This is a genomic window from Pararobbsia alpina (assembly GCF_965118125.1).
GTDB classification, from domain to species: domain Bacteria; phylum Pseudomonadota; class Gammaproteobacteria; order Burkholderiales; family Burkholderiaceae; genus Pararobbsia; species Pararobbsia alpina_A.
Map to the genome: position 1 here is coordinate 991,585 of NZ_OZ221288.1, position 22,907 is coordinate 1,014,491.

Here is a 22,907-nt window from a genome sequence, read left to right on the forward strand (position 1 = left end):
CGGCACGGTTTCCCCTACATCTGCGCGCCGATCATCCAGGGCACGAATTCCTCGTCACCCACGCCAAGCACCTCGCTGCGGCTGCGTTCACCCGATGCGACGCGGACAATCGCCTGGAAAATCTCTTCGCCCTTTTGCTGCACGGTCGAATCACCGTCCATGATGTCGCCGCAATTGATATCCATATCATCGCGCATGCGTTCGTACATGCGCGTATTGGTCGCGAGCTTGATCGATGGGGCCGGCTTGGCACCAAAGCACGAACCGCGTCCCGTGGTGAAGACGACAAGATTCGCTCCGCTTGCGATCTGGCCCGTGGCGCCCATCGGGTCATATCCAGGCGCGTCCATAAAGACCAGGCCATGTGTGTCGACCGGTTCGGCGTAGCGGTACACGCCCGTCAGCGGTGTCGATCCGCTCTTCGCAACGGCGCCCAGCGATTTCTCGAGGATCGTCGTCAGGCCGCCGGCCTTGTTGCCCGGCGTCGGGTTGTTGTCGATGCTGCCTTTTTCGCGGTCCGCGTAGGACTCCCACCAATGAATGCGCTCGACGATCTTTTCCCCGACTTCGCGCGACACCGCGCGTCGCGTCAGCAAATGCTCGGCACCGTAGATCTCCGGCGTTTCCGTAAGGATGGCCGTGCCGCCATGATGGACGAGCAGATCGACCGCCGCGCCCAGGGCGGGATTGGCCGTAATGCCCGAGTAGCCGTCGGAACCGCCGCATTGCAAGGCGACGCTGATATGCGAAACCGGAACCGGCTCGCGCACGACCTGGTTGGCTTGCGGCAGCATCGCATTCACCGCCTCGATCGCTGCATCGATCGTCTTTTGCGTCCCGCCCAGCTCCTGCATGACGAGCGGTACGATCATTGGGCCGCTTTCGACGCCTTCGGCGACAAACAGCGCCCCCATCTGGTTCGCTTCGCAGCCCAGGCCAATCACGAGTACACCGGCAAAATTCGCATGTTTGACATAGCCGCCAATCGTTCGACGCAATTGCTGAATGCCCTCGCCGTTGTGATCGATACAGCACCCGAAGCTATGCGTGATGGGAACGACGCCATCGACATTCGGAAAGGCATCCAGCGCGCCGGGCGCGGCAAAATGCTGAGCCACGCGTTTGCTGACCGTTGCCGAACAATTGACCGTGCTGACGACGCCGACATAGTTGCGCGTCGCGATCCGGCCATCCGGGCGGCGGATACCCATGAACGTCATGGGTTGCACGGGCTGCGCGACCGGTTTGAGGTCGCTGCTGAACGCATAATCACGATCGAAGGCGCCAATCGAAAGATTGTGCGTATGAACGTGATCTCCGCGGGTGATGCCGGCGGTCGCAAAGCCGATGATCTGGCCATAGCGTCGCACGGCTTCTCCGACGGCGATTTCACGCAAGGCGATCTTGTGAGCAGCGGGAACGTCCTGGCGCACGACCAGGCCGTCGAATTCGTTGAGCGTCGTGTTTGCCGCCACGGCCTCGCGGGCAATGGCAACATCATCGTCGGCGTGGAGTTTGAGGGCGCGCGAAAGCGGGGTCATGTCGGGCTCCGTATGGCGGGATATTCGAGTAAAAGGCCGATCCACTTCGATAGGTGTCGGAGTCAATCGGCGATCGCCATGGTGTGCCGGGCACGCGCCGCCGTGAAATTGGTCAGACCACAGCGTTTGGAGGTGCCATTGTGACGACGCGCGGAAGCTCGGCGAGCGAGTCCGGCCGAGCCATGGTTGGGCAGATCGTCAGGGAGTTGGAAACTCGCATTCTTGAGGCGAGTGGAGCGAAGGAACAGCGTTTGCCTCCCGAGCGGCAGTTGGCACCCGAGCTCGGCATTTCACGTGCGACGTTGCGCGAAGCGATTCAGCGTCTGGTTGCCCGGGGGCTGCTCGAAACGCGGCGTGGCAGCGGTGTCTTTATCCGGGCACAACCGACGTCACGCGGCGCCGCACCCTGGTTGCAACTGATCTCCGAACAATTGCCGCTGCGTGAGGACACGCTGGAATTTCGGCTCATATTCGAGTGCGCGGCTGCGCAGTTTGCCGCCCAGCGCGCGGGAGCGCGCGAAATCCAGGCCATGGGACGGATCGTGGAGCGTATGGAGCGTGCGGTATGCGCGCACGACGTCGACGCCGAAGCCCGGGCCGACGCGGAATTTCACGCCGTCGTCGCGACCGCTTCACACAATCTGATGCTGGGACATTTCTACGGAAGCGTCATGGGCCAGCTGCGAGACCATATCGCCGACAACACGTTTGCGGCTTCGAGAATCCGGCACAACGCGCACGAACTCGCACTCGCGAGACTCGCGCAGCATCGTGCGATCTTCGAGGCTATCGTCCATCGCGACGCACCGGCCTCCTTCTCGGCAATGCATGCGCATATCGCCTTTGTGGGGAAGCAGTTTATTGGGTCGTTCGCAGACGATGGCTTGAGGACGCAAACGCCGGCGCGCGAGAGCCGATAGTGTCAAATCACTGTTGCCACACACTTCTCGTGAGCGTCGTGGCGAGCCAAAAAATTCCCTCAAGACCCCGCATCCGCAAACGGATGCACCGGCGCGTCCGGCGAACGAAATGCATAACGACGGAATAACTCGGCATAGCCACCACGGATATGAAAGCCATGGCACTTGTCGATGTATTCGGACTCACGCATGCGATACACATGCGGTAGCAAATACCAAGGCAGCGACGGCAGGTCGTGGTGCACGAGATGGAAATTGTTGTTGAGGAAAAGCAGGCGCATCAGAGGACCGGCCTCGTTGATCGCGATGCGCGCCTTCGTGGTCGATACGGCACGGTGCTCGTAAAACGAGCGGATCATGGCGATCGACTGCGCCGGCCACGCCACGACGATCAGGTAGTACCAGACGGGCACACCACTCCAGCGATGGATCGCCACCAGCATGGCGACGACAAGCACCGTATGGGTAGACCACATACGCAAGTACCGGAAATCGCCATTCGCCCAGTCGCGCAGCGTGTGTTTGACGAGGGACAACACCATCATCGGCGGTCCGATCAGCAGTCGCCCGATAAATGTCTTTCGCATTTGCAGAAGCGCACGCTTAAGCGGCGACATGCTGTCCCATGCATGCGGCATCACATAGTTGCTTTCAGGATCGACCGAAGGCATCGTCAGCCGCTCGTCATCGTGATGCGCAATATGGGTATCGCGATACAAGGTGTAGGGGTACCAGACAGCGAGCGGCGCATAGCCCAACAAGCGATTGATCCATTCGATCCGCGTGGGGTGACCGTGCAGTAATTCGTGTTGGACCGACATGTACCATGCCGTCGACACAATCAGCAGCGGCGCTGCAGTGAACAGGCTGATGCGACTTTGGTGAAGCAGGTAGAGCGTCCCGAACCAGCTTCCGTACACCGCGACAATCGCAAGCCAGGTCGGCCACTCGGTGCGTGCGGTCCAGTTCGCCTTGAGCCGTGCGACGGCCTGTTGATGGTCGTGGTCGAAGTATTCCTGCATTGCTATCCCGCCCGAACGTGTCGGTCTTCGTCTACCTGCTTGGCGTAAGATGCCCAACCCTTCGGGTATCGGGATAACGGGGAGCCAGATCCGATATGACACGAGTCTAAGGGCCGTGCCACGTTCGGACCAACGAACGAATCGTTAGAAGCTTATATGCGGGGCGCTTCACATTGAACGGAGTGAAGCGGAATAGAGGGACTCAGGCCGGGCTATGCGAGCTTTGGATAGCCCTTGGCGATTGCCTCGGACTCCAGATCGATCAGCACCGTGTAGTCGCTGCGCGTGAGCGACGCGAAGCCATGCAAACGCAGCGCACAAGCCCGAGCCGGGTCAGCGTTCAGTGCGCGGCCGAGCGCATCTCTTAGTTTCGCGACGACATCGGGCGCCACGGACGCGGAAGCGATAAGCGGTAGCCCTGGCGTTTGCATCGTATAGCCGATAACGTGTAGCGGCGCGCGCGCAATCTCCGCAATCTCCTGTGCATACGCGAATGTCACGCAGTCGATGGCCGCGACGTCCGCTGTCCCTTCGATGATCGCCTTGAGCGATCCAACGTGCGATCCCGTCTCGATGGCAGCCGAGAAAAACCGGCCTTCAGTGGCAAACGGCGCCACGGCATGACGAAACACATTCATCCCGCTGTTCGACAGCGGGTCGTTCAAGGCGGCCCTCAAGCCGCGGCAACGTTCGATCGTCGTGGCTCCGGCCGCATACGCCGCGTCTGACACGACGAGCACACTCGAATAGTTCGGCCCGTCGCAACCTGGCACGTCGAATACCGGAGTCCCGACAACCTGAATCGATGATGGCAGCGTGCGCATCAGGGGATAGCCACACGTCTGCGAGACCAACAGATCGTCGCGCCGCCAGAGCGTATCTAGGCTTAGATCCGCTGTGTCGAGCTGCACCACCGGATCGGCAAACCCGTCTTCGCGGAGAAGGCCAAGCGTGTCGTCGATCAGCGTGCGCCAATGGCCACGCAGCGTCGACGTGACGTTGTACATCGGCAAGGCAGCGATCCACTCTCGCATAGGCACTCGGAAGATCAGTCGGGTAGCGCGCCAGTTCAGAAGATGACCCGCGTTCGCTTACGCATTGGCATACGTGCTCGCGACTATACGCGACTACGACGCTCATCCGATGAGGCCGTAGGAACAAAGTCGCTATAGACCAACTCGCATTCGCTCACATTCGAGCATCGTTGCTCGCGTCTATGCGCGACTGTGATGCTCTCCCGCGGAGGCAGAAGTGGCAGGTTCAAGCGCAAGCTGCACAATCAGGTCAGCAAAGGGCACGGGGCGTCCGACGAGATAGCCCTGAATCGAATCGCAACCGGCTTCTTCGAGCAACTGGAGTTGACCTTCCCTTTCGACGCCCTCTGCAAGCACGTGCACGCCGAGCCGATGCGCGAGATCGATCACCCCTTGCACGATCGTCAGCGCGACCGCATCGTCTTCGATATCGTCGACGAACGACTTGTCGAGCTTGAGCGCTTCGGGACGGAATTTGGCGAGATAGCTCAGGCTCGAAAACCCGGTACCGAAGTCGTCGAGCGCGATGCCGACCTGCATATCACGAATCGCGTTGAGGGCGTGCTGGACGGCTTCGCTGCGATCCATCAGGATCGACTCCGTGATCTCGACGACCAAGGACTCGCCCCGCAAGCCGTGAAATCGCAGGTTCGTTGCGATGGCATCCTGTATCGACGTGTCTCGGAACTGGACTGCCGATACGTTGATCGACATCGACAGCGGGTAACCCAGCCGATGCAATTCGCTCAGTGCTTCTGTCGCCTGAGCCACGACCCAGTCACCGACCGGGAGAATCAGCCCGGCGTGCTCTAGCAATGGCACGAATTCGGCCGGCGACACGAAGCCGCGCACCGGATGATTCCAGCGTAGCAGTGCCTCGACACCAATGACCTTGCGCGTACGCAGGCAGATTTGCGGCTGGTAGTGAAGCGAGAACTGCCCGTTCCTGAACGCCGAGCCGAGTTCTTGCTCGAGCCGGTTGCGAGTCAGGTCGTTCTTCTCAGCCGCACCGAAAATACGCCACGTATTGCGACCTGCTCGCTTGGCCGCATACATTGCGGTGTCGGCGCTCGTCAGTAGCGCCTCTCTTGTATGGCCGTGATCGGGGAACAACGCGATCCCGACCGAGAGGGAAAGCTCAAGGCCCTGCTGGCCCGATTTGATCGGGTATTCGACAACCTTCGTGAGTCGCCCGCAGATGCGGCCGAGCTCGTCCTCCGACCACAGCCCGGGAAGGATGGCCGTGAATTCGTCACCACCGGGACGCGCAACCACCGAGGCCTCCGGCAATACTTTGCGGATGCGACGACCGATGATACGAAGCAAGCGGTCGGCTGCCATATGACCCACCGTATCGTTCAGCAACTTGAAGCGGTCAACATCGATAAAGAGCAACGCAAACGCAGCGGTCTCACCGCAGGCTTTCGAGAGCGCATCCATCATCGATTTGCGGTTCGCGAGATGCGTGAGCGAATCGACGTGGGCCAGGTAGTCGAGCTGAGTGAGCCGCCGACGCTCCTCGGTCACGTCGACGCACACGCTCACATAGCGTTCGACACGTCCGTGCGCATCGGTCACGGGGTACGCATCGACGCGCACCCATTTGATCGTCGCGTCGGGCATCACCAGACGGAAACTCGACTGCATATAGATGCCGTCGCGGATGGCGATACGCATCGCGTCGTGCAGCGGACCCACGTCGTCGACGTGCACGCGTCGCTGCCATGCCGAGTCGTCGCCGATCAGTGCGCTCATGGGCATTTGCCACATCCGCTCGAACGCCTTGCTCACGTGGAGCAGGTGCTGGAAGTCGGGCGTGCAGGTCCAGAACACCGTGTCGACGTGGTTTTCGATGTCGTTGAGCAGGATGGACTGGCTACGCGACTCGTCCATCAACGAGCGCAGCAGGTCCGCTTCTGTTCGCCTCCCCTTCAGCAAACGCGTGACCGCCGTCGCGACAAGCAGACCCGCCGCAAGGATCGTCACAACGCGGCCAGTGACCGAGTGGTCCAACACCAGGGAGGAAAGTGCAACAGAAGCGACAACCATCGCCAGGCTTGTTGCATAGCCTTTTGAGTTCCTCGACGGTACCGTGATCACGCGCAACGAGCGGGCGACGCCATCGATGAAACGACTTCGAATGCGCTTCAATCTGGTAAGACTAGTGGGGTTGCTGATCGGTCGCGTACGCGACTCGATGCGCGCTTGGACGACTGGGAATGGCGGTTTTATATCACGAACGGATGTTTCACCGTGACACGATTTTTGCGGTCATCGATGCGGTCAAATCGACCGAGGCGAAGAAGGTTCTGTGAACGGGCGGACATACGACGTTGAAGATGCGCGTTGCGCTCACCGCTTGGCACCTGATTTCCTGCGTGCGAGCGCAGTAGAGAACGGGGTTTGGCGGTGCGATGAAACTTCGCCGCCAGTGAGGAGGCGAATTCGTTGCGAATTTGCATTGGGCAGACTCGCGGCGATATTTCGTCGGAATGATGCGCAGCGGCGCTGTTTCGTCTTCCCTCGCTAAACACCGCCAAGTCGCTTCGCGGCAAAAAATTCCTGAGGCGTCCCTGTCCATGCGACCCTACCCGCTGCCAATGCAATGACGCGATCAACCTCAAGCACGGTCTCCGGTCGGTGCGCGACCAGAATGGTGGTTATGCCAAGCGCATTGACCGCCAGCAGAATCTCCCGCTCTTTCTCTACATTTAGATGACACGTCGCCTCATCAAGAATCAAGATCCTGGGTTTCTTGTACAGGGCCCGCGCCAGCAATATCCGTTGCTTCTGCCCCCCTGATAGCGCTGTTCCCATATCCCCGACCAGCGTGTTGTACCCCATCGGCATCGCAATGATTTCGTCGTGTATGGCCGCGGATATTGAAGCCGCGATGATGTCCTGATCGTTGGGTTGGTTGTCGAAGAAGCATACGTTGTCCGCAATCGAGCCCGCGAATAGCACATCGTCCTGAAGTACGACACCCATCTCCTTTCGAAGCGTCTCGACGCCGATTTCGTTCAGATCGATTGCGTCGATCAACACGGCCCCGTGGGTCGGCTTGACGATTCCGAGCAAAAGATTGAGTAGCGTCGTCTTTCCACATCCTGTTGGCCCAACGATCGCAACGCGTTCGCCGGCATGGATCACAAGATCCACGCCATTCAGGATGGTCGGCTCTCCGTGGGCGTACCGATATCGGACGCCTTGCATTGCGACCTCGCCTCGAAGGTTTCGCGTATCAATCGCGCCGCGATCCGGATCTTCGTCAACCGGGTGAAGGACGATGTCGGCCAGGCGCTCTCCTTGCAACTGAAGTAGCTTGACTGCGAAGAAGTTGTCGATCAATCCTGTGACGCGCGAATCGAACTGTCCTTTGTATGCTGTGAACGCAATCAACATACCGATCGACAACTGGCCCTTCATGACCAGATGGGCACCGATGTACATCACCAGAAGACTCTCTGCTCCGAATAGAACGCCGTTCGCTATTTGATAGAGCAGCTGTAGCTTTTGCGATTTGAGGCTGGCGTTGATCTGATTGACCAATAGCGAGACCCATGCGCTGCTTCTTTCGTCGCCTCGCTGATACAGTTGAATGGCCCGCATTCCACGAACCGTCTCGAGAAAGTGGCTCTGCTGAGTAGCGCCCCGGACAATTGTGTCCAGGGCGGCGTTTCGAAAGGGTCGATACGTCAATATGCGACCCAGTGCGTAGGCCGCCATTGTCGCGATCGCCACCGCGGTCAGCGCGCCGCTATACAGGCACATCGCCACGAGCGTGGCTATTGCCATCGCCCCATCCAACAAGGCGGCAATGAACGACGTGGTCAGCGTCTGATGAATCGAATCGATCGATCCGAATCGCGACACGATGTCACCGACATGCCGTCGCTCGAAGAAACCGATTGGCAACTTCAGCAGATGGTTGAAGACGTTCGCCTTCCACTGAACACTCAGCGTGGCGGATAGATGGAGCAGGCACCAGGAGCGAATTGCCGATATGCACTGCTGCACGAGCATTGAAATGCCGAAGCCGACCACGAGCGTTGTCAGTAAGCTCGAATCGAGATTCACGAGGACATCATCCGTCACGCGCTGCATGAATAGCGGGTTGACGATCGAAAACAATTCCAGTGCCGCCGCGAGCACAAATACCTGGCCAAGCGTACGTCTTGCACCGCGCATACGCCCCATCAGGTTTCTGAGGTGGAGTTGCTTCGGCGATGGAGCCGGCTTGAAATCCGGAGAAGGCCAGACCTCGAGTACGACACCAGTAAAGCATGCGGAGAACTCGCTCATGTTCATGACTCGCGCGCCCAATGCCGGATCATGAACATGCACGCTTTTCCCCGCAATGCGCTTCAGCACGACGAAGTGATTGAAATTCCAATGGACGACGCAAGGTAACCGCAACTCGCGCAGTTCGTGAAGATCGGCTCTCATGGCGCGGCATGACAGATCCAACCTGCCAGCAATCTTCATGAGATGCGGCAACGAGGCACCTTTAAGTGAGATCGGGAATCGCCGCCTCAAGACTCGCAGATCGACATGGAAACCATGGCACATCGCGATCATTGCGATGCAAGCAAGACCGCACTCGGTCGATTCCGCTTGCAGTATGACCGGCAGCCGTCGACGGAAGCCGGTCATGATGTGATCCAGGAGCTCCATGCGAAGATTCCAGTCAGAGACGTTTTCTCGGGTAGCCAAAGCAACAATCACAACAACCCGCTACACGGGCATTGCAAGCCATGCGTCAAAGCGAGGAGGCCTAAGACAGATTCCCGCGCAAGCTGTACAGCGGCTCGAGCATCCATTCATAAATGCGACGCGATTCCTGCTGGATTGACGCATCGAGCGTCATTCCGCTCTTTAGCGCTACGTCGCGACCGAAAGCGTGCACGACCTGAGACTCGAGTGCCACGACGATGCGGTAATAGGGCTCCGACTGCTTGGCTGGATCGACTCCCGGCGTGGTACCACTTATCGCAGCCAAATCGGAGACGCTCATCGGAGCCAGGGAAATCGACTTTACGGATCCGGGGTAGTGGCCAAACTTCTGATACGGGAAAGCGTGGAACCGTACCGATACGTGATCGCCTTGGCGAATGAAGCCGATTGCTTGAGTTGGCGCATAGAGGTCGACCTCGAGCTCGCCTGACTCGGGAACGACGGCCAGCATTGGCCGACCGGGGTCGACCGATTGACCCACGTCCGCGAGCACGGCGGTAGCGATGCCTCTTCTCGGTGCGTAGATAACCGCTTTGCTTTTTGCTTCTGCGGCGGCGCGCTCCTGAAGCAATTCGCTTTTGGCACGTAACAACTGCGCCAGCCGATTTTCCTGCTTGCTCGACGCGTTGCGAATGTCGTGCTCCGCAGCGTGCAACTCTTGCACCGCCTTCTTACGGCTCCGCTTCAACTCTATAAGCCGGGACGTTTGCTCGAGCTGCTCGCTCTCCCTTTGATGAACCATATCCAGAGACGTGGAGTCGCTGTCCAGCAATTGCCGATAGCGGGCGACCGCGCTCTCCGACACCGCCACTCGGGCGCGTTGATCGCGCAGTTGATCATCGAGCAACCCGATTTGCTCTTTAAGATTCGTCTTTTGCTCCACGAGCGCCTCCAGATCTTCCTTTCCAGATGCACCGATGCGATCCAGCTCCGCAGAAACTGAGGCTTCCCGAACGCGAATCTCGTTGACGATCGCGCGTTGCGCGTCTCCCATTGCGTTGCTTCTGTTGTCGCTGGAGACGACATACAAGATCTGGTTCTCCTCCACGAGTTGGCCCTCCGAGACGTGCTTTTCAACAACGCGCGCAGCTTGGGGGCTAAAAACACGCACCAGACCGGACACCGGAGAGAGCTGACCTGAGACTAGGATCTTCTTCGTGTATGAACCAAATAAAACGAATGCAACCATCAATCCGAAAAGTAGAGCGATGAGCGCCGACATCGCCCACGTCGCGGGCGGATACATCATGAGTACTTGACCGGCAAATCGCTCTTTTTGCGCCTCTAACGCTTCGCGTCGAAACAAGGCCGCCTTAATCGGATCGAAATCGTTCATTTATTAAACCGACGGACAATCCGATCAAATACGCTTACAGAGAGACAACGCAACGTCACCCGTCTTGCGTTCTGGCTCTGCGAAGGACATTGCGTCGCGCCCTACTCCATAGAATGTCTTCGACGGCGCACATGACTAAAACGAGACTGATCTTGGCAGCAATTTCCCATTTACACAGAAGGGTCATCGTGGAGGCAAGCACCCCAAGGATCAATATCAGTTCATTAAATTCTAAAAAAAATCTTTTCGGCTTCAGCAAATCCCGATCGAATTCAAACTTACAAACCCACCGCCACAATACCCATGTGACCAAGCTTGAAAAATACGCGCCCAGCGCCCAAAAATATGCACTTGCCAGCGTAGAAGCACCCATCCAGGCAATTGGCATTATCAGAGCAATCAACCCACAGTACCAAAAGACCCTTATTAGTCGGGTATTCATTTAACCCCCACTTGCACATGTCAGATTATTTTTATTTTTTTATTCATCACCACTCTCAAGAATTATTTATCACCCGGGCACAGCGTTGCATATTCAATCCCTAGCTTGCTTTTCCGAATTGATTCATCCGAAATGCATCGCGATCGCATTTAGCCCAAAGAATGTCTTGGGTAACAAATATAGCGGCAAAGATGCAGAAGCCAGCAACCTCTAGCCATTCACAAAAAAGGGCAACCGCGCCGAGCACCACCACAACAATAAGAAGAACTTTATCCCGCTGGGATGAGTGGTTTATTTTTTGTCTCGCGACTCGCCTTAGATCAAATTTGAAGACCCATCGAGTGAAATACCATAACACCAAGCTGGATGCATACCCTTCTAACGCCAAAAAATAGGCTTCTTTAAAAACAGGGATTGGAAACCAATACACTACCGCACTCAGAATGACTAAACCGCAATACCACGACACCTTCGTCAACATCGCACGCATCGCAACTCCAATTTGTATTGAAAAAAGTAGTTTTCTTGAATCTTAACCATCACCGTCTTCACCAATATGTTGCTGCTGCATATGCCTCATTGCGAAAGTGCATCCCCGCGCCGCGAGGCGACCCGTGAGAACTCCCACGCGTGCGTTGCGTGCGAGTATGGCAGCCGTTACGGTGACTGCAGATTTCAAAACAACGCACTCCAAGGGAATTCCAGAATTCCATGTAATTTCTGAATGACCCGGGATATTGATGTGGATTGTCGTCGAATAGTCAGCCTCCAGCTTCGTCGTAACCGACGATCCCTGTGGAAGCTCGTACCTAATCGTCTCAGCTCCCGAGACGCACAAAATCTCTTCTTCCGTAAGCGGGCGCATTGTTCCCCCGATGGATTAGTTCGCTTGAAAACTGCTGCTACGCGGACGACCGTGACTCATCGCGATCGCACCGCTCCCACACGACGCACTGCATAAAAGTCAACATTGCGAAGAACGCGCAGCTCGCACCTATCTTCCACTTCAGCCACACCATTGCCGCTGCGGTCACCGCCGCGACAACGCTTGCCACCACGTTGAAGTCGATCGATTTTCCCCAGCCGAGCGGAATAAGTCGGCGCCGATCTACAGCCGATGTCCACCGCAGATGGAACCAGATGATGGAGCTAATGATGTGTATTGCAATTGCGACGACATACGCTTTACTGAAAACAGGAATGTGAAGCCGTGAAGCGCCGATAGCTCCTAAAACAAGGCCGAAATACCACATCACTTTTATTCGCACATTGGCTTTCCGCTGTTCTTCTGCGGTCAATGTTTCTTGATCACCCATATGAGCCTCAATCACTTTATTGGCCAAATTCTTCCTACATCGCGCTCGCAACGGAATTCGTTCGCTCCCTGAGGGCCGAAGGAACACGTTGAATTAAAGCAAATCGCATTGCACGCCGTAGCAATAGAACTTTACCCAAAGTCAAACCATCTCATTAATTAAAATCCGTTGCGATATTTCCTATTTTGTCTTGCGAATTAACCTGTCAAAGTCAATAGCCTGAAAATCATTCCTGAGTTTGCTCATTTGCCCACAAAAGTCCCTCGTGTGCTCCGGAGCCACGATGGCGTCATGAACAAGTCGCGCGAATTGCTGCAGGCCGTCGCGGTCGTACGCATCCTTTGAGACACATGCACGGCCCAATAACTGTTGACTCAGAACATTGCTGCGAAGCCATGACAGGTAGTCGAGCCGCGTGGCGACATGCACCCCAGCGGCGATGTGGAATGTTTCCTGGCCCGAAATCGGTGTCGCTTCGTGCCACCATCCACGTGGGATATAGAGCACATCCCCTGCATTGAGGACATCGTCAAAGATGGGTGTCTTTGGACACTCCGATTTGTGTCGCTTACTTGTCTGCGTAGCAAGCGGCAATTCAAACGTCGGGCGATATATCCGCCACCGCTTCTTTCCGTGCCACTGTATCGCGAACACGTCGTGCGTATCCCAATGCTTGCCGAATGAACCCGCCCCACCAAAGGCGACATAGCCATTCGCCACCACCTTTGCACTCAGGAAGTCGCTCAGTGATTGGCACATCAGTGCGACGTCATTTAAATCAAGGTCGAGCCGATTGAGCACCAATGTCGCGCCCTCCAGCATTAGTTGGGCTAAATCGGCGGCATCGACCGCATATCGCATCTCGTCGAGGTCCTGGTATCGGATCGCATAGAGCGCATAGGGGAGCAATCCATTCAGAAACACTTTTATTCTCGAATCGTCACTTGGATCGAGAAGCGAGACATATTCACTGAGCTCCGCCCATTGGACGCCGGTCACATCCGCCGAGCCACGCACAACCAACATCTCTCGCTCGAAGTACCGATCCATGAACTCCGCGTTGCTAACCCCGAGATCGATCATCGCGATGCTCCCGAACGGTCGGCATCGCGCGCGGCACGATATCCGCCAAGATGCGCATTCGAAAGACGACCCGAGTCGGCGGCGTTCTTCAGAAGCGCAAATAAACCGTAGGGAGGCTTGACGATCAACGAGTGGCCGCCCCGTCGACGGAGACTTGCTGGCAGGACTGTCTGGCTTGTCTGGTACGCGTTCATGAACTCACCGCTGGTGTGTGAGTTCGCCAACTTACGCGGACAAGGTTTTTTCGGATCGCATAAAGCGATCACGTAGTGACCCAGCCGTGCTTGCAACTCACGACTGGGCGAGGCGTAGCGAGAACTTGCACGCGGAGGTGCGACGAACGTGCTTGTCGCGCAATGACCGCAGACGAACGAGGCTTCTTAAGTCAAACCGCCGGCGTCGCCACAAACGTCGGTTGCTGCTCCGCAAACGCCGAGAACGCCTGAAGCTTCGGATACTTCTCAACTGAAACCGCGTCCGGCACAAATGCGGTGGTGAAATTCCACGCCACCGCGACCGTGATGCCGGCGAGTCCGAACTGACGTTCGTCCATTGCGAAGGGTTCGCTCTCCAGTTCGTGCTCGAGCTCGGCGCACGCCGCATGCAATTGCGTGTGAACGCGATCCATCCACGGCTGGTGCAGCTTCTCGGCCGGTCGGAGATTGTGTTCGTAGACGATCTGCACGGCCTTTTCGCAGATCGCGAGTGACAGCGCGATCAGGCGGTTTGCACGAAATCGTTGTGCGGGTTCGGCGGGCAGCATCGAAGAACCCGGCTTCTTCGCATTCAGCACGTAGTCGAGTATCAGCGTCGACTCCATCAGCGTCTGGCCGTCGTCTTCGATCAGCGTCGGTGCTTTGACGACCGGATTGATCTCGCGGAAGGCGTCCCAGTGCCGAAACACCGACACCGACTGATGTTCGAATTCCAGGCCCAGCAACTTGAGGGTAATGGCGACCCGGCGAACAAACGGCGAATCCAGCATTCCGATCAGCTTCATACGTGCCCCGTTAGAATCTCTATCGTCAGTCAAAGGAAGTAGCTGGGCGAACTCATGCCGAATTCGCCCCCAACCTCACGGCGGACAAGTAGCTTAAGCATATTCTTGTACCCTGATAAGTGAATTATTCCGACCGGTCTCGTTAGAAAAACTAACATGGACATGATTCCTCCCCTGGCCGCACTGCGATGCTTCGAATCGGTCGCACGCCTCGGCGCGGTCACGCTGGCCGCGCGCGAGCTACATGTCACGCACTCGGCCGTCAGCCAGCAGATCCGCATACTCGAAGAGACGATGGGCGTCGCGCTGTTTGTGCGTGAAGCGCGCGGTCTGCGTCTTACGGAAGAGGGACGTCTTTACGCGCTCGAGGTTCGCGCGGCGCTGCGCAACATCGCCCAGGCGACGCGCATCGCGCAGACGCGCCCGCAGCCGAGCGAACTCGTGATCGCCACGCTGCCCTCGTTTGCCTTGCATTGGCTCATTCCGCGATTGAGCCGTTTTCGCGAACGGCATCCGTACTACGGCATACGCCTCCAGACCAGTCTCGAAGTGCAGGAGATTCGCCACGGTCTCGCGGATATCGGCGTTCGCATGGGACAGGGCGATTGGCCGGGTCTTGGGCACCAGCGATTGATGTCCGACGAACTTGTAGTCGTCGCATCGCCTTCATTCAACGACGGCGATTTGCCGGCCACGCCCGAAGCGATCGTGATGTGCCCCATCGTGCTGAGCCACGATGCGCCGTGGACGGACTGGTGTCACGCCGCCCAGGTCAACGAACCTTCCAACCCCTGCGGACTTGCGGCGATCGACTCGAACATCGTGCTTGGCGCGGTCGCGCGCGGTGATGGAATCGCACTAGAACGGCGTAGTCTGATCGACGACAAACTCGCGACAGGCGAGCTCGTGCAACTCTCGCCGATCACCGTGCCCTACCCGTACGCATATTGGCTCGTGTGGCCGCAACGCGATTCGCTGACCGTCAAACAGACGCACTTTATCGAGTGGATGACGGAGGAAGTCGAGCGCTACGCGTCGCCCCAATCTGACTAGGAGCAATCCTCGGTTCGCTCGCACGAGTTGTAGCGCTATAGTAGGCGGCAATTAAAAAATGAGCGCGCGAAGGGAGATCTCGTGGCCACCATCAAAGACGTAGCCAAACTTGCCGGTGTCGGCGTCGGAACAGCGTCGCGCGTGATATCGGGTCGCGGTTCGGTATCGGCTGAGGCCTCCGAGCGTGTGCGCGTCGCCATCGCGGAACTGGATTTCCGCCCTTCTTCGATTGCACGCTCGCTCTCCGGCCAGTCGCTCGGTGCGATCGGGCTCTTCGTACAGACGCTGCGCGGTGATTTCTACCGGTCGATTCTCGAAGCAACGGACAACGAACTGCGCGCCGTCCATCGGCATATGGTTGTCGTCAGCGGCAGCAATCACGGACCCGACTACGGTGAATCGATCAAGGCACTCGATTTCCTGATGCAGCGCGACTGCGACGGTATCGTGGTCATCGGCCATGAGTTTCATGACGACGATCTGCGTCGTATCCACGAACGCAACCCGCGGCTCGCGATCCTGAACCGCCATCTCGAAGGCATGGACGAGCTGTGCTTCTCGGTGGATCACAAACATGCGGGCGCACTCGCCGCGCGTACTTTGCTCGAACATGGGCACCGCCGCATGGCCGTGATCGCGGGCCCGTCGAGCGCACCCGACAATCTCGATCGCGTCGAAGGGTTCCTCGATGAAGTCGCTGCGGCGGGTCTCGAACGCGCGTCGGTGCCGGTTATCGAAAGTAACTTCGCTGCCGATGGCGGATCGCACACGATGGGCGAATTGTTCGATCAAAACCCGAACCTGACCGGCGTGTTCTGCGCGAACGACGAGATGGCCGTCGGTGCGCTCTCGTGGCTTCGTGAACGCAATATCTCCGTGCCGCACGATATTTCCGTGATTGGTTACGACGACGTCGATGCCGCCGCACACACGTTTCCAGCGCTGACCTCGATCCATATCCCGATGTATGCGGTGGCCGCGAATGCGGTCCGTTGGCTGATCCGCGAGTGTTATGGCGTGTCGCAGCCGTATGAGCGGCGCTTTCCCGTCACGGTGTCGATGCGGGAATCGGTTGCGGCAGCGCCCGAGCACGCACACACGTAGATAGCCCGGTCTATCTGGGCGGCGGCTCGGCAATACTTCTTCGACACCGCGTCAGCGCCTCGCCGACGCATCTTTGGCGCTGCGCGCCACCTGCCCGACGCCTTTTAGGCGCATCTTCTGCGCCGTTGGCGTCAAAAACCGCCCCAACCTGTGGTATACAGCTAGCTTATTTTTTAAGTCTTTGCTTACTTTCGTAAGCCGCTGTTACCCCGGGGCGCCGCATGCTGGTTCTGTTTTCGATTGTTCTTCCCATCTTTGCGCTGATTTTCGCGGGTTGGGGCATGCGACGCTGGGAGATTGCCGGGCCGACCGCGTCAAAAGAACTCAACCGCTTCGTCGTGTTTCTCGCGCTACCCGCACTGCTCTTCCGCATCATCGCGAACGCGCACCTGCGTGACCTCTGGCAACCCGGGTTTGTCGCGGCATTCGGTATCGGCTCGCTCGTCATTTTCGCTTTCACGCTCGCGTGGCAATTGCGGCGGGGCGCGCATCTCGCCGATGCAAGCGTCGACGGCCTGAACAGCGCGTACGCAAACACAGGGTTTATCGGGCTTCCGCTCTGCGCGGCCGCGTTTGGTCCGTCAAGTCTCGGACCGGCCACGATTGCGACGATCCTGACAGTCTGCGTGTTGTTTGCGATGGCGCTTGCGTTAGTTGAATTTGCGGTGCAGCCGTCGGGTTCGATCACGCGTGTCGCCGGACGCGTCACGCTATCGCTCGCAAAAAATCCCCTGCTCGCGGCACCGGTTCTTGGCGCGGTGGCGTCGCTGTGTGGCGTGGTGCTTCCCGAGGGAGTCGAACGTTTCCTGAAGCTGCTCGCCGATGCGGCGAGCCCGTGTGCACTTGTCGCACTCGGCCTGTTTATCGCCGAGAAACGCGGCAAACCCGATTGGAGCGTGTTGACGCCACTCGTCGTGCTCAAGCTGATCGTGCAGCCTGTCGCGACGTGGCTGCTCGCGGCCTATGTCTTCCATATCGCGCCGCCGCTCACTGCGATTGCGGTCTTGCTCTCGGCACTACCGACCGGCACCGGTGCGTTCATGCTGGCCGAATACTACGGTCGCAGTTCGGATACCACGGCCAACAACGTGTTGATCTCGACCATCGTATCGATGGTTACACTGTCGATCATGTTGACGCTCTGGTTCGCCCATTGAACGACGTTGTCGCGACATCAGCACGACGTCGGCACGCCATCAATGCGCAGCGACCCGACGCGGGGCGACAACAGGCAGCAACCTTCCGTTGATCCACAGGCCGATGGTGCGGACGATAAACAGGCCAATTGCAACATTCGCAAATACAAATGATGCGATCGCAATCCACTCGACCGATCCTTCTGCACCGCGCGCCACCATGCGCATCGCCATCGTTGGCAACGCGGCGATGCCAAAGCTGAACGCCCAGTACGCCGGCGTGAAAGGCTGGCGCACGATCCAGGGCAGCAAGCGCCCCATCGTCGCAAGCTGATACAAGCCATAGCCAAGCAGCGCGAGTGCGATGACGTCGGGCGCGCCAGTGGTCAGCGACAGATACGCTCCACCTGCGACGACCGGAGGCGCAAGCTGAATGCCGAGCCCGGGCCGCAGAACGGGATCGAGTTCAGGGTGTGCCGTTACACGATGCAGCATGATCGATTCGATCGCAAGCCAGGACAGCACGCCGGCGCCGAAAAACAATCCGCCGAGTCCATGCCAACCCAGGTTTGCAGCGACCGCGCCTGCGACAAGATTGGCCGCGACACCCGGTATGTAAGCAACGGGCGTCACCTGCGCGGCGCTCAGATGTCCTTTCCATACCCGTGCGTACTGATGTGCGCCAATACCGAGCCCGGCAAGCGCGGCCACCACGAACACGGCGACCGCCAAAGGCCGCGACACCGCCTGCAGCGCATTGGCGGCGAGCATCGAGCTGACCGGTCCAAGCGATATGTAAGCCGACAACACCGGATGTTCAAGTTCGGCACGGGCGGCAGCCGGATGGCGCCACCACGTGTGCGCATAGCCGGCAAGAATCGCAACCCAGACAAGCAACGACCCGACCGTCAGCGCATCGGCGACGATCGCCGGCAGATGCCACAGCGGCACCGCCACGCGCCACGCCGCCGCAAGCGCCAGCGGTCCTACCGCGATTCCGAAGAATGAAGCGGGCATCGGTGCCAGGAGGGTCGGTTTCATCGGGCGTTCCTCGTCCGGTTCACTCCCCTGGCGGCCCGGCATCGTGACAATTCACGGCCCGGCACGGGGAAGTGCCATGGGAGTCACTATAAAAATTCATTTCGCCAGCATGAATGCCAAAGGGTCTCGCGTTTGTGTCCGAAAGTCTCATTCGCTCGGCGGCGTCGGAATGACCTCGCGCGAATCTGCGTGCACACGCTTCGCCGGATAGAGCGCTCCCTCACACCGGTGGGCCTGTCGAGCGCCCCGCCCGCACAGCGCCTGCGACGAACTTTCAGGCCCGTCCCGCTGGCGTTGCCGAGGGGCCTGATCGGATATGAGGTTCCGGTACACTCGGCGCACGGAGGAATTCCCCATGTTCGAGCACTTCGAAGACGCATCGGCCATCGTTGATGGCATACGGATTCATGCCATCCGCGCAGGCACGGGTCCGGCTCTGTTGCTGCTGCACGGCCACCCGCAAACGCACACGATCTGGCACAAGGTTGCGCCGAAACTCACCGAACATTTCACGGTGATTGCAGCTGATCTGCGTGGATATGGCGACAGCGAGAAGCCACCGGGTCTCGCCGATCACTCGAACTACTCGAAGCGCCGCATGGCGCAGGACATGGTCGAACTCATGCACGCGCAGGGCTTCGATCGTTTCTCCGTGCTCTCGCATGATCGGGGAGCGCGCGTGTCTGCCCGCATGGCGCTCGATCACCCGCGAACCGTCGAGCGGCTCGTCACGCTAGATATCGCACCGACGCTCTCGATGTACGAGCAGACTGACCGCGCATTTGCGACGGCCTACTGGCACTGGTTCTTCCTGATCCGGCCTGCGCCGTTCCCCGAAACGTTTATCGCGTCGGACCCTGAGCTCTATATGCGGCAAACGATGGGCTCGCGGCGGGCGGGCATGGCGCCGTTCACGCCGGAAGCATGGGCCGAATATCTTCGTTGCCTGAGCCTGCCGGGTACTGCGCATGCCGTGTGCGAAGACTATCGCGCGAGCGCGACCATCGATCTCGAGCACGATCGTGAGTCGCTTGCGCAGGGCCGCAAGATCGAATGCGAGTTCCTCGCGCTCTGGGGCCAGGATGGTGTGATCGAGCAGTGTTTCGATCCGATTGCGGAATGGCGCAAGTTTTCGGATCGGGTCGACGGTAAGGCATTGCCGTGCGCGCACTACGTGCCCGAAGAAGCGCCCGAAGCATTGCTCGAGACCGTGATCCCCTTCCTGACACGTTGATCACACGTAGGCGCGGCGTATAGTGCTTAGTACGCAAACCAGTGCGCGGATCGTGGAATGGATCGGTGTGCAAACCGCCGCGCGCGCCTTGTCTTCAGCCGGAGGACTTATGAACGCCAATGATTTCACCGCCCTGCTCAACGAAGAAGGCTTTCCCGCCGGGGTGCTCGTCGAACGCGGGCCCAACGAAAAGATGGATGAGCACAGCCACCCATTCGAAGCCAAGGCCCTCGTCGTCGAAGGCGAGCTTCGCTTACTTACAGCCGACGGCGAACGCGTCTATCACCAGGGACAGATCTTTCATCTGCGCCCGAATGAACGCCACACGGAGTTCTACGGCCCGCAAGGCGTCAAATATCTGGTGGGTCGCAAGGTGTAAGCTTCGGCGCTGCTCAACACCACGATCAGAAAGAGATCGGAATTGCGATGACGACAGCGACAAAGTTCATTCCATTCGACGCCGCCAACTATCTCAACGACGATGAGGCGATCTGCCTTTACTTGAGATTTGCGCTGGAGTCCGGCGACGAAAAAGAAATTGCAGCTGCGCTTGAAGATGTTGAGCGGGCCATGCATCGGAATCAGACTGCACGGCCCTCGCCGACTCAGAACGGATAATGCCGCTGAGTCGTCTGTACGGTGATCCAGCGCAGGTCGGTGAATTCGTTGACGCCGGCCAGGCCGCCGAAGCGGCCGATGCCGCTGGATTTGACGCCGCCGAATGGCATCTGTGCTTCGTCATGCACGGTCGGCCCGTTCACGTGGCAGATGCCGGATTCGATACGCTTGGCCACTTCGAATGCGCGCGCGATATCGCGTCCGAACACCGCCGACGACAAACCATATTCGTTGTCGTTCGCGCACGCGATGGCTTCTTCGACACCGTTCACGCGCACGACGGCCTTCACCGGACCAAACGACTCCTCGCGATAGATCTTCATTTCGGGCGTCACGTGGTCGATCAACGTGGCGGCCATCAGCGTGCTGTCCGCACGGCCTCCGCACAGTACTTTCGCGCCCTTCGCGACCGCGTCGTCGATCAGCGCGTTGCACCGTTCGACCGTCGCCATGTCGATGACTGAACCCAGCACGACCGGACCCTTGCGCGGATCTCCGACAGGCAGCGCCCCGGCCTTGGCCGCCAGCTTTGCAACAAAGTCGTCGGCCACGGCAGCGTCGACGACGAAACGCTCTGTCGACATGCAGATCTGTCCGGAGTTGGCGAATGCGCCAAACGCGGCAGCGTTGACCGCGGCATCGAGATCAGCGTCATCGAGCACGACGAACGGCGCCTTGCCGCCCAGCTCGAGCACAACCGGCTTCAGATACTTCGCGCACGTCTGCGCAATCAATTTGCCCACGCGCGTCGAACCCGTGAAATTTACGCGCCGTACTGCCGGATGCGCGACCATCGCTTCGACGACCATACCGGCATCGGCCGGTGCGTTCGTCACGAAGTTGACGACGCCCGCGGGCAGCCCCGCATCCTGCAGCGATTCGATGATCAGCCGGTGCGTGCGGGGACACAGTTCGGAACCCTTGAGCACCACGGTATTGCCGCAAGCCAGCGGCGTTGCAATGGCGCGCACGCCGAGAATCACCGGTGCATTCCATGGCGCAATGCCGACCACCACACCGGCGGGCTGACGAATCCCCATGGCAAGACTGCCAGGAACGTCGGACGGAATCACTTCGCCTTTGATCTGTGTGGTCAGTGCAGCGGCTTCAACAAGGATGCCTGCAGCCAGATGCACGTTAAACCCGGCCCACATGCCGCTGGCACCTGTCTCGTCAGCCATGGCTTCGGCAAATGCCGGCGCCTTCTGCTCGAGTGCCGCCGCAGCCTTGAGCAACAGCGTGCGACGTTCGCCCGGCCCGAGCGCGGCCCAGGCGGGGAATGCGCGATGCGCGGCCTCCACCGCGCGCACCGCATCCTTGGCCGTGCTGGCGGGCGCGCGTGTCGCGACGTCGCCCGTGAGCGGATTGCGGCGTTCGAATGTGGCGCCTCCACCTGCCCCTACGTTCTCTCCATTAATCAGCATCGACATGTCATACATACAACGCCTCTTTTAGTCGTTCGGGTCCGTTGGGAATTCGTGCGCATGGCGAACAACAACCGCTCACACTAGCCGCGCATGCCACCATCGACGGGCAAGCTCGTGCCCGTGACGAAACTGCTCATCGATGAGGACAGATACAGTACGCCATTTGCGACCTCAACGGGGTCGGCGTGGCGATGCAACGGGATCACATTGTCGAGAAACGCCGTTGCATCTGTGTTCAGCACCGTGTCGAGTGATCGCTCGATCGATGTCTGGAACGCGTTGGCGACCGGACCCGGGTGGATCGTATTGACGCGAATGTGACGCGGTGCCAGTTCCTTTGCGAGCACTCGCATCAATCCGACGACGGCATGCTTGGATACCGCATACGCCGCCACGCCAGGGTCAGCCATCAAGCCCATCACGCTCGACATCAGCACAATCGATCCGCCGTCGCGCATATGCGGGATCGCGTGCTTGCACGTCAGGAAGCTGCCGCGCACCGCGACGCGCATCACGCGGTCGAAAACGTCGTCGGGGTAGTCGGTTACCGGAGCCACGCTGCCGAAGATGCCCGCGTTCGCGAATACCACGTCGATCTTGTCGAACCGCTCGACCGTCGCTTCGACAAAGCGTTGTGTCTGGACGGCGTCACCCACGTCGGCGGCCACGCCCGATGCATGCGGATGGGCCAGCGCCGCAACGGCCGCATCGACCACCGCCTGATCGAGGTCGACAATCATCACGCGTGCGCCGTGCTCAAGGAAGAGTCGCGCCGTCGCCATGCCGATGCTGCCCGCGCCGCCGGTGATCAGGCACGTCTTGCCGTCCAGCCCCTTCATTGATTCTCCCTACGGGAAGTGGGTGAT

The 22,907-nt window shown here is 58.9% G+C and carries 22 protein-coding genes; 8 read left to right on the forward strand and 14 right to left on the reverse strand.

Features of this window, described 5'->3' with window-relative positions; genetic code table 11:
- Window positions 1-14 precede the first annotated feature (14 nt).
- A complete protein-coding gene (locus ACMFWR_RS22675; protein ID WP_413196937.1) occupies window positions 15-1,541 on the reverse strand; it encodes a UxaA family hydrolase in 1,527 nt (508 codons plus the stop codon).
- A 182-nt stretch (window positions 1,542-1,723) separates the two neighbouring features.
- On the opposite strand from ACMFWR_RS22675, the gene ACMFWR_RS22680 reads away from it, so the two are divergent.
- Window positions 1,724-2,461, forward strand: coding sequence for a FadR/GntR family transcriptional regulator (locus ACMFWR_RS22680; RefSeq protein ID WP_413196938.1), 738 nt, complete (start codon window positions 1,724-1,726; stop codon window positions 2,459-2,461).
- A gap of 59 nt (window positions 2,462-2,520) precedes the next feature.
- Here the strand turns inward: ACMFWR_RS22680 and ACMFWR_RS22685 are convergent, their stop codons facing one another.
- From ACMFWR_RS22685 to ACMFWR_RS22710, 6 genes are all read right to left on the reverse strand, one after another.
- Window positions 2,521-3,483, reverse strand: a complete 963-nt coding sequence (locus tag ACMFWR_RS22685; RefSeq protein ID WP_413196939.1) for a fatty acid desaturase — start codon at window positions 3,481-3,483, stop codon at window positions 2,521-2,523.
- A gap of 212 nt (window positions 3,484-3,695) precedes the next feature.
- On the reverse strand, window positions 3,696-4,517 hold the full coding sequence (locus ACMFWR_RS22690; protein ID WP_413196940.1) for a phosphate/phosphite/phosphonate ABC transporter substrate-binding protein: 822 nt from the start codon (window positions 4,515-4,517) through the stop codon (window positions 3,696-3,698).
- A gap of 180 nt (window positions 4,518-4,697) precedes the next feature.
- Window positions 4,698-6,566 carry a putative bifunctional diguanylate cyclase/phosphodiesterase gene (locus ACMFWR_RS22695; protein ID WP_413196941.1) on the reverse strand — a complete coding sequence of 623 codons (1,869 nt, stop codon included), beginning with the start codon at window positions 6,564-6,566 and terminating at the stop codon, window positions 4,698-4,700.
- A 179-nt stretch (window positions 6,567-6,745) separates the two neighbouring features.
- A complete protein-coding gene (locus ACMFWR_RS22700; protein ID WP_413196942.1) occupies window positions 6,746-6,979 on the reverse strand; it encodes a hypothetical protein in 234 nt (77 codons plus the stop codon).
- A gap of 64 nt (window positions 6,980-7,043) precedes the next feature.
- Window positions 7,044-9,191, reverse strand: coding sequence for a peptidase domain-containing ABC transporter (locus tag ACMFWR_RS22705; RefSeq protein ID WP_413196943.1), 2,148 nt, complete (start codon window positions 9,189-9,191; stop codon window positions 7,044-7,046).
- Between the two features lie 100 nt (window positions 9,192-9,291).
- Entirely contained in the window at window positions 9,292-10,587 is a 1,296-nt protein-coding gene (locus ACMFWR_RS22710) for an HlyD family secretion protein (protein ID WP_413196944.1), read from the reverse strand.
- 152 nt (window positions 10,588-10,739) lie between these two features.
- Here ACMFWR_RS22710 and ACMFWR_RS22715 point away from each other — a divergent pair, with 152 nt between their 5' ends.
- Window positions 10,740-11,033 carry a hypothetical protein gene (locus ACMFWR_RS22715; protein ID WP_413196945.1) on the forward strand — a complete coding sequence of 98 codons (294 nt, stop codon included), beginning with the start codon at window positions 10,740-10,742 and terminating at the stop codon, window positions 11,031-11,033.
- Between the two features lie 96 nt (window positions 11,034-11,129).
- Here the strand turns inward: ACMFWR_RS22715 and ACMFWR_RS22720 are convergent, their stop codons facing one another.
- From ACMFWR_RS22720 to ACMFWR_RS22735, 4 genes are all read right to left on the reverse strand, one after another.
- Window positions 11,130-11,519, reverse strand: a complete 390-nt coding sequence (locus ACMFWR_RS22720; protein ID WP_413196946.1) for a hypothetical protein — start codon at window positions 11,517-11,519, stop codon at window positions 11,130-11,132.
- A gap of 412 nt (window positions 11,520-11,931) precedes the next feature.
- Window positions 11,932-12,345: a hypothetical protein gene (locus ACMFWR_RS22725; RefSeq protein ID WP_413196947.1), complete on the reverse strand. Its 414-nt coding sequence runs from the start codon at window positions 12,343-12,345 to the stop codon at window positions 11,932-11,934.
- Between the two features lie 180 nt (window positions 12,346-12,525).
- Complete coding sequence (locus tag ACMFWR_RS22730) at window positions 12,526-13,428, reverse strand: cupin domain-containing protein (protein ID WP_413196948.1); 903 nt, start codon at window positions 13,426-13,428, stop codon at window positions 12,526-12,528.
- A 385-nt stretch (window positions 13,429-13,813) separates the two neighbouring features.
- On the reverse strand, window positions 13,814-14,428 hold the full coding sequence (locus ACMFWR_RS22735; RefSeq protein ID WP_413196949.1) for a glutathione S-transferase family protein: 615 nt from the start codon (window positions 14,426-14,428) through the stop codon (window positions 13,814-13,816).
- Window positions 14,429-14,584: 156 nt separating this feature from the next.
- Between ACMFWR_RS22735 and ACMFWR_RS22740 the strand changes: the two genes are divergently transcribed.
- The 3 genes from ACMFWR_RS22740 (at window position 14,585) to ACMFWR_RS22750 (ending at window position 17,742) form a co-directional block, all read left to right on the forward strand.
- The gene (locus ACMFWR_RS22740) at window positions 14,585-15,481 is read left to right on the forward strand and encodes a LysR substrate-binding domain-containing protein (RefSeq protein WP_413196950.1); all 897 of its coding nucleotides are present in this window, start codon (window positions 14,585-14,587) and stop codon (window positions 15,479-15,481) included.
- Between the two features lie 81 nt (window positions 15,482-15,562).
- Entirely contained in the window at window positions 15,563-16,585 is a 1,023-nt protein-coding gene (locus tag ACMFWR_RS22745; protein ID WP_413196951.1) for a LacI family DNA-binding transcriptional regulator, read from the forward strand.
- A gap of 221 nt (window positions 16,586-16,806) precedes the next feature.
- A complete protein-coding gene (locus ACMFWR_RS22750) occupies window positions 16,807-17,742 on the forward strand; it encodes an AEC family transporter (RefSeq protein ID WP_413196952.1) in 936 nt (311 codons plus the stop codon).
- Between the two features lie 39 nt (window positions 17,743-17,781).
- On the opposite strand, the gene tehA is transcribed toward ACMFWR_RS22750, so the two are convergent.
- Complete coding sequence (tehA, locus tag ACMFWR_RS22755; RefSeq protein ID WP_413196953.1) at window positions 17,782-18,762, reverse strand: dicarboxylate transporter/tellurite-resistance protein TehA; 981 nt, start codon at window positions 18,760-18,762, stop codon at window positions 17,782-17,784.
- Window positions 18,763-19,117: 355 nt separating this feature from the next.
- Between tehA and ACMFWR_RS22760 the strand changes: the two genes are divergently transcribed.
- From ACMFWR_RS22760 to ACMFWR_RS22770, 3 genes are all read left to right on the forward strand, one after another.
- A complete protein-coding gene (locus ACMFWR_RS22760; RefSeq protein ID WP_413196954.1) occupies window positions 19,118-19,996 on the forward strand; it encodes an alpha/beta fold hydrolase in 879 nt (292 codons plus the stop codon).
- Between the two features lie 109 nt (window positions 19,997-20,105).
- The gene (locus tag ACMFWR_RS22765; protein WP_413196955.1) at window positions 20,106-20,375 is read left to right on the forward strand and encodes a cupin domain-containing protein; all 270 of its coding nucleotides are present in this window, start codon (window positions 20,106-20,108) and stop codon (window positions 20,373-20,375) included.
- A gap of 47 nt (window positions 20,376-20,422) precedes the next feature.
- Entirely contained in the window at window positions 20,423-20,614 is a 192-nt protein-coding gene (locus tag ACMFWR_RS22770; protein ID WP_413196956.1) for a DNA-binding protein, read from the forward strand.
- On the opposite strand, the gene ACMFWR_RS22775 is transcribed toward ACMFWR_RS22770, so the two are convergent.
- Window positions 20,602-22,053: an aldehyde dehydrogenase gene (locus tag ACMFWR_RS22775; RefSeq protein ID WP_413196957.1), complete on the reverse strand. Its 1,452-nt coding sequence runs from the start codon at window positions 22,051-22,053 to the stop codon at window positions 20,602-20,604. The two genes, ACMFWR_RS22770 and ACMFWR_RS22775, sit on opposite strands and share 13 nt — an antisense overlap.
- Window positions 22,054-22,121: 68 nt before the next feature.
- Complete coding sequence (locus ACMFWR_RS22780; protein WP_413196958.1) at window positions 22,122-22,880, reverse strand: SDR family NAD(P)-dependent oxidoreductase; 759 nt, start codon at window positions 22,878-22,880, stop codon at window positions 22,122-22,124.
- Between the last annotated feature and the right edge of the window lie 27 nt (window positions 22,881-22,907).